Raw genomic sequence first — 7,982 nt, forward strand, 5'->3', positions numbered from 1 at the left:
AAGCCCGCACTATAACGCGCATAACCCGTAGAGGCTTGTCCCATATTGTCATGAGAAACAGTAACCTTGAAAGTTTTATCGGGATGATTGTTAATATTGACAATGGTGCTCCCTTCTTCACGCCCTGGAAGAAGTTCGCTTTGAGCGTGCGCTGAACTCAAACGGTTGATCTGATCAAGCCCCTGTTCAATATCGCGCATGTTCAAAACATGACCTTGAAGCCCAGGAAAAGCACTCCACACAACATTGTTATAACGAGATGCCGGTGAACCATTATAGTAAATCTCTGAAAGCTTGCCCTCAACGACAACAAATTTGAGCGCCTTGCTGTTTTTAATATCTTGATCAGGAATGTAAAAACGCGCCGTCACATAGCCTTGATCCAAATAAACTTTGGTTAACTTCTTGATTAAGAGCTGAATATCGACAAGCCCGATACATCTTCCAACATAAGGCTCTGTTACGGCTGATATAAAGCGCTTTTTGACATGATGCACTCCCTCAACAACAAGAGCATGAATGGGAAAACATTGCTTCCCACCCAAAAGCGTTTCTGGATTTTGCTCTGAAGGCGTCTTTATCCTTTTAGGCGTTAAAGCGCGTAAATTCTCAATTCTTTCTAATTGCTGTTTCTCAGATTGTTGGCGAGAAAAATTATCGGTTGGGGAATGAAAAACAGCCGAAGAGCGCGCATAAACACTTACACCTGTAAACAAGCCAAAGAAAACAACAATGGCACGAAAAATTCTCAAAAGAGAGCTTTGGCGTAAAAATACAGAAAACAATACAGATTGCCCCCGCTTTGCACACTTCATGAAGCATTGTTTAAAAGAACTTCATGAACCTCTAACAAGTCCACTCAAAACAGCCACTGCCCTATAACGCTTTTAACAAAAGCACATGCCTCTGTTACCAAAGAAAAGGGGCACCCAAAAACTGCTCTATTTTAACTGCTGAAGATTTCTCCCCCACATTTATGTAAAGAAACCTTTAAACAAAACTGTTTAGCCCGTCAATGGTTAATACATCAATATCCCCATAAATATAAAGGATAAATTTGCTCAACCATATCCCCTTGCATTCATAGAGTGAATCTTCAAAGCACTCCCCATCATTAGTTTTGGGGGGGTATGGGGGTTTTGAGGGTTCCCTTTACCCCCCTTTATATATTTTTTTCAATCAAAAAATAAAAGTCATTATATTTCAATAAGTTATTTTTTTAATAAACAACCTATATCAAGATACAACTTATAAATACAACCCACGGTATATTTTTGAGGGTATTTTGAGGGTTTGAGAAACCTTCAAAACCTCTCTATAATATGCTTCATAAAACCTATCAAAATACTCATTCTGATATTTTAAAGCCCATGGTTCATTTGTCTTGATGAACACATCAAATAAACAGCAAATTTCACTATTTTGCTGATCTGATCTCATGTCATAGGCTGTGGATAAACAGCTTTAAAAAAACCTTTTGAAAAAAATTTATCCGCTTTTTAGCATTTCCCGCATTTTTCATACTATTCATTCAAAATGGATTTAATTAACTTCATTTCGATTCTTTTGAAGAGAATTAATCAATAGAATATATTGTTATGGAGTTTATTCTTTATGCTTCGCCCTCATCATTCCGATCATGAACATGTCTCTTTACGCTCTCTCTTAGAATATTATCGTCAACAAGCAAAATCACCCCGTGAATTAGGAACATTGTTTGAAAACCTTATCATGGCTTATTTGACGAAAGACCCTCTTCATTATGGACGCTACGAAAAGGTAGAAACCTATTATGAATGGGCTAAAGAGCATGAAGGTTGGAATAAAAATGATATCGGTATTGATTTGGTGGCTAAGCTTCGTCATCAAGAAGGATATGTGGCTATTCAGTGTAAGTGTTATAAAGCAGATCATCAGATTAGTAAAAAGGATATTGATAGCTTTATCGCGGCATCTGGAAAAGACATTTTCAAATATCGTCTTCTCGTTGATAGCACGGAAGTAGAATTAAGTGACAATGTGAATGCCATGATTAAAGGACAAGCGATACCCGTTTATCGTATTGACCTTCGTCATATGGAAAACAGTCGTATAGATTGGCAAATATTTGCAACGAAAAAAGAAATTGTTCTTAAATCAACAAAAGAGCCTCGTCCCCATCAAGAAGAAGCCATCAAGAAAGTCTGTGAAGGTTTAAAAGAAGCAGACCGTGGCAAGCTGATTATGGCATGTGGAACGGGCAAGACGTTCACTAGCCTTAAGATAGCAGAAACCATAGCAGGAAAAGGCAAGCGTGTTTTGTTTCTGGTACCTTCTCTGGCTTTAGTCTCGCAAACAATCCGTGAATGGACAGCCGATGCACAAGTGCCTTTACGCTCCTTTGCCGTGTGTTCCGATACACAAGTGGGAAAGCGTCGTAAAAACCAAGATGATATTGTTGGCATGGAAACATCAGACCTTGTTCTCCCTGCTACAACAGATGCGAAAGCCCTTGCCAAAGAAGCTTGTGAAAACCTAGCAGATGCAATGACGGTCATCTTTTCAACCTATCATTCCATTCAAGTGATTTCGGATGCTCAAAAAGACCATGGGTTACCCGAATTTGATCTGATCATTTGTGATGAAGCACACCGTACCACTGGAGCTGTGTTAGGAACAGACAAGTGTGAATCTGAGTTTATCAAGGTTCATGACAATAGCATTATTCGAGGCAAAAAACGCCTCTACATGACAGCAACCCCAAAGATTTTTAGTGACAAGCTGAAAAGGAATGCTGTCTTATCCAATAACGTTTTGGTGTCCATGGATAATGAAAAACTCTATGGCAAACAACTTTACACTTACAACTTTTCACGTGCTTTAGAGGATAAGCTGTTATCACCTTGTAAAGTTATCATATTAGTTGTCAACGAAAAAGAAGTAAGCCAATCCATTCAACATCTGATTACCGATAAGGATTATGAACTTATTCTTGACGATAGGACCAAGATTAATGGCTGTTATAGAGCCCTTACCAAAATGGATCTGAAACTTGATCTTGAAGATGACCCCAAGCCTATGCGTAGAGCTTTAGCTTTTTGCAAAGATATTGATACTTCTAAACGCATATGCAAAAGATTCAAAAAAGAAAAAGTGCAAGAATCTTTGCGCGCTCTTCATAAAAACTATAAAGATACTCCCCCTCTTAACTGTACCCTTGCCCATATTGATGGAACCTTTAGTGCTAAAGAGCGTACAAAACAACTCGACTGGTTAAAAGAAGATGCGGGGGAAAATACCTGCCGTGTGCTCACCAATGTAAGATGTCTGTCTGAAGGTGTTGATGTACCCGCTCTTGATGCTGTTCTATTTTTACACCCGCGCAAAAGTCAAATTGAGATTATTCAAGCAATAGGACGTGTTATGCGTCGAGCAGAGGGTAAAAAAAGAGGCTATATCATTCTACCCGTTGGGATACCCGCCGATATTCCGCCGGAAATAGCCTTAGAAAAAAACCAAAAGTATAATGTCATCTGGCAAGTTCTCAATGCTTTACGTGCCCATGATGATAACTTTAATAAAATAATTCACCATATGCACAAAAAACAAGACGTAAGCGATTCTCTTGAAATCGTTGCTGCTTCTCAAGAACTTGCGTTAGAAGATACGACCACGGTTATTGATGATTTACCTATACGCTCAAAATTAGAGTATTCAGGACTTAATATTGGGTTAGCAACTTATGAATCCTCTCACACATGTGAAGAACAAGGAGAACTCCCCCTTTTTTCTAAATGTAAAGATGTCATTAAAGCTGCTATTGTTAATAGATTTTACGATCCTAGCTATTGGAAAAAATGGGCAATAAATGTTGGTGATCTCGCTCAAACTCATATCGCACGCTTAACTGAAGTTTTGACGAAATCAGAAACTGAAACACGGCAGGTGTTTAATGATTTTATGACCGAATTGCGTAGCAATTTGAATACGACTGTCTCTGAACAAAATGCGATTGAAATGCTTGCGCAACATCTCGTGACGCGTCCAGTCTTTAATGCTTTATTTGAGGGGCATCAGTTTGTTCAAGAAAATCCCGTATCTTGTGCTTTACAACGTGTACTCAATGTCCTTGATAAAGTTACCCCTAAAGAAGAATCTCAAGATCTCAAAAATATTTCTAGGAGCGTACAATTTTACACACGTGGAATGACCACTCTTGAAGCACAACAAAGCTTAATTGTAGAGCTTTACAATGAATTTTTCCGTCATGCTTTTCCACGTACGGTAGAAAAATTAGGAATTGTTTATACGCCCGTTGAGGTTGTTGATTTTATCATTCATTCTGTTGATGATGTTTTACGCAATGAGTTTGGAAAAAGTCTAGGGTCACGTGGTGTTTCTATTCTTGACCCTTTTACAGGTACAGGTACCTTTATCACACGGTTGTTACAATCAAATCTTATAAAACCAGAGGATATGGAATATAAATACCGTTACGATATCCATGCCAATGAGATTATCTTGCTCGCTTATTACATAGCAGCCATTAATATCGAAGCAACTTATCATGGTCTTATGAAAGGGAATTATATCCCATTCAAGCATATTGGTTTGGCTGATACGTTTCAGACGCTAAAAAAGCAAGATCTAATACAACGTCTATTAAAGGAAAACAGTGAATATTTAGAACTTCAGAAAAATCTCAATATTGAAGTTATTTTTGGCAATCCTCCTTATTCAACAGGTCAAAAAAGTGCTAATGATAATGCAAAGAATACGCCTTATCCGATATTAAATGACCGTATTGATGAAACTTACGCCGCTCAATCTAAAGCAAGTCTTCTACGAAATTTGTATGATAGTTATATTCGTGCTATTCGCTGGGCAAGCGACCGTATAAAAGATTGTGGTGTGATTGGTTTTGTTACAAATGCAAGTTTTATAGATACAAAATCTATGGATGGCTTACGCAAATGCCTCGTTGAGGAATTTAGCAGCCTTTATATTTTCCATTTGCGGGGGAATGCTCGGACCTCTGGAGAACAACGTAAGAAAGAAAGTGGTGGAATTTTTGGTGAAGGATCTCGTGCCCCTATAGCGATTTCTATTCTCGTAAAAAATCCAAAATCCAAACAACAGGGGAAAATATATTTCCGTGATATTGGAGATTATCTCACAAGAGAAAAAAAGCTTAAGACAATTAAAAAATTTGGTAGCATTAATGGTATTACACGAAGTAAACAAGGTTGGCAAATAATTACACCAGACAGACATGGTGATTGGCTTGGTCAACGTGATAACAATTTCAAAGCATTTTTAGCCATGGGTGTTAAGAAAGGTCATGATAAAAAGCTTTTTGAAAATTTTTCGTGTGGTGTTGTAACTAGCCGTGATGCTTGGGTATACAATTCAAGCCATGAAGTTTTAGCGAAAAACATAAGTAATATGATTACCTTCTATAACAGTGAAGTAAAACGTTTTAATAATGCTTATGGACATGTTGATCGTAGGATACGTAAAAATGCTGTAGACAATTTCGTAAATTCAGATGCTAAAAAAATCAGTTGGAGCCGTGCTCTTAAACAAGATTTAGCAAAAGGAAAGATTTTTAAATTTGAAGCTACATGCCTTATGCAAAGTTTATACCGTCCTTTTACACAACAGTGGCTCTATTACAATCGTGCCTTTAATGAAATGGTCTTACAAATGCCGCGAATATTTCCGATAGGGAAAACGGCTGAAAATAAAGTAATACAAATTACAGGTGTAGGAGCAAGAAGTGGTTTTTCTGTTTTGATGAGTAAGGATTTACCTAACCTTCACGCAATAGATACAGGTCAATGCTTTCCAAGATACTTTTATGAAGATATTACCTCCTTAAAATCTAAAGATAATAATCAGTCACATTTATTTACAAATGCTACAGAAGAAAGTAAAATAGCTGATTTACAAAAGCGTGATGCCATTACGGATGAAGGGCTAACATATTTTAAAGCTGCTTATCCTAATGAGACCATAACAAAAGATGATCTATTCTACTACGTTTACGGTCTACTTCATTCGGAAGATTACCGTGCTCGTTATGCTGATAACCTCTCTAAGGAATTACCTCGTATCCCTTGTGTAAAAACTGCTGATGATTTTTGGAAATTTGTAACAGCGGGGCGTAAACTCGGTCATTTGCATGTAAACTATGAAGATGTGGAACCTTATCCAGTGACCTTTAAAAAGGGTAATCCAAAACTAACTGATATCTCTAATCCAGAAAAATTTTATTACGTTACAGAAATGAAATTCGCTGGGAATAGTAAAGCAAAGAATAAATCAATTGTTTTTTACAACCATAATATCACAATGACAGATATACCTAAGGAAGCTTATAGCTATATTGTAAATGGTAAATCCGCTCTTGAATGGGTTATGGAACGTCAATGTGTAAAGACTGATAAAAAGAGTGGTATTGTGAATGATGCCAATCGTTATGCTGTTGAAACCATTGGCAACCCTGCTTATCCATTGGAGTTATTCCAAAGGGTTATTACTGTAAGTTTGGAAACAATGAAAATCGTGAAAAAACTACCAAAATTAGAAATAAGAGAAACTGAATAACTTAAAAGCATGCTCACATAATGGGCATGCTAATCTTATTAAAGCCGCTTATGTATTAGTTTAAATAAAAGTTTATTTTATCATCTGTTATGAGATAACTAAGATAGGAAAGAATTACGTTATCAGAAATCCTTTAATGGACTTTTGTAAATTTTGTAAACGTATCATCTTGTGAGTTGATTACCTATAATCTTAAAAGAGATAATTTATCATGCGTTATTCTAAAAAGAAATCATTTGCACTTTTAGATACTCTTATTTGGATTGCCTTTAAGAGATTATATCGTAATTAAAATGATAGCTTTATAGCTTTCAAAAACTTTGTTTAAAGAGGGTTATGTATATTCATTTTCTTATATTACTTATAGGTTTTGAATGTTTCTAAAACCCCCAAAACCCCTACAAAAACATGTAGCATTAGTTGAATTTATAGGTTGTATTTTGATATAGGTTGTTTACATTAGAGCCCCTTATAAACAAAATTCACAAAAAAATTAAAAACCATTTAGTAAAAAAATGATAGGTTATAAAGATAAAAATACGCATTATGAGAGCGTTTCTAAATATTATAAATGTATAGATTCAGAAAATAACGCAATCGTTTCATAAAGCCCATAATATAGCTTTAAAAGCACATAAATATAAAAGAAGCAATTAATAAACATAAAATATTATCAATACACAACGTATTTAAAAAATAAGAAAAAATATCAAAAAAGATAAATATTGTTTGACAATAAATACGTATTTTGCTATATAAATATTCAAGTGCTTAACAACACTAAACAGTAAGCGAATAGGTTGTGATAAACCTAATCCTATTAAAAACTGACTATCTTTTATGCTTTTGTTAGCATATATAGTGATTTTGTCGGGTGTAGTTACACCATACAATACCCATTTATGGGAAAAGTGTAACGACGGACTTACTGCCGTGTTTGTTAGCACCCGGCGCCTCTATAGAGATGCCAATAACAAACATTTAATCAGTAAGGTTTAATTATGAAAAATATCTCAAAAATCCCCCCCGTTATCTCTAATATTGCAAATGAAACCGCGCCTGTTAATCAACAAGAGCCTGCAAAAAAATACGAATTTACCAATGAAAAATTCACTTTTGATGGTCTTACTTTACACCGTATACGTGCTCTAAGAGATTTTGATGATGTTAAGGCGGGGGACCTCGGCGGTTTTATTGAAAATGAAAGTAACTTATCCCATGATGGCAATTGTTGGGTCTATGATAATGCCGCGGTTCTTTTCAATGCAACTGTTTATGAAAATGCTAAAATCTATAATGATGCGAAAATCTTTAGAGGTGCCAAGGTTTATGGCAATGCTATCGTTAATGGCAAGGCATTGGTTTTTGATACAACCGCTCATATTTATGATAAT

Annotated in this window: 2 protein-coding genes and 1 pseudogene; 2 read left to right on the forward strand and 1 reads right to left on the reverse strand. The window is 36.0% G+C overall.

The window, feature by feature from the left end; all coding sequences use genetic code 11:
• Positions 1 to 815: POTRA domain-containing protein (locus U736_RS0108225; RefSeq protein ID WP_026500625.1), on the reverse strand; the 815-nt coding region annotated here is incomplete at its 3' end.
• Positions 816 to 1,614: 799 nt separating this feature from the next.
• Between U736_RS0108225 and U736_RS0108230 the strand changes: the two genes are divergently transcribed.
• Entirely contained in the window at positions 1,615 to 6,588 is a 4,974-nt protein-coding gene (locus tag U736_RS0108230; protein WP_026500626.1) for a DEAD/DEAH box helicase, read from the forward strand.
• Between the two features lie 1,001 nt (positions 6,589 to 7,589).
• Positions 7,590 to 7,982 (forward strand): annotated as a pseudogene (locus U736_RS0108235) (hypothetical protein); the annotation flags it as partial.

The sequence above is a fragment of the Bartonella grahamii ATCC 700132 genome (genome assembly GCF_000518085.1).
Lineage (GTDB): Bacteria > Pseudomonadota > Alphaproteobacteria > Rhizobiales > Rhizobiaceae > Bartonella > Bartonella grahamii.

What these genes read in the sequence shown, in the direction of transcription:
- U736_RS0108230 (WP_026500626.1), top strand. Translation starts at nt 1,615, where the DNA reads ATGCTTCGCCCTCATCATTCCGATCATGAACATGTCTCTTTACGCTCT.